Annotated in this window: 1 pseudogene; it reads left to right on the top strand. The window is 65.5% G+C overall.

The window, feature by feature from the left end:
- Positions 1–432 (top strand): annotated as a pseudogene (locus tag RNB18_RS52460) (SLC13 family permease); the annotation flags it as partial.

The raw sequence follows: 432 nt of genomic DNA, 5'->3' as shown, positions 1-432 counted from the left end.
ACATCCTGGTGCTGCTGGTCGGGGTGACCTATTTCTTCGGGATCGCCCACGCCAACGGCACCATCGACCGGATCATCGAGGTCACCCTGGCCAAGGTCGGGCACCGGACAGTGCTGCTGCCCCTGGTGTTCTTCCTGCTGACCGCGGCGATCTCGGCGATGGGCTCCCCGCTGGGCGGGTTGGTGATGGCGCCGATCGGCATGATGGTGGCCGACAAGCGCGCGATCGATCCGATGCTGATGGCTCTGTCGATCGGCACCGGCCTGAGCGCTGGGGCGTTCGCGCCAACCAGCCTGTTCGGCATCGTCACCTACGGCACCGCGCACCAGGCCGGCATCGACCTCAACCCGTTCGTGCTGTTCGTCGTGGCCCTGACGGTCAACCTGGTTTTGCTGGTGGCGGCATACGTCCTGTTCGGAGGACTCAAACTGC

Source organism: Streptomyces doebereineriae (genome assembly GCF_031845645.1).
GTDB lineage: Bacteria > Actinomycetota > Actinomycetes > Streptomycetales > Streptomycetaceae > Streptomyces > Streptomyces canus.
Note: the sequence above shows the minus strand (reverse complement) of the source record. Positions and strands in the feature narration are given on the sequence as shown.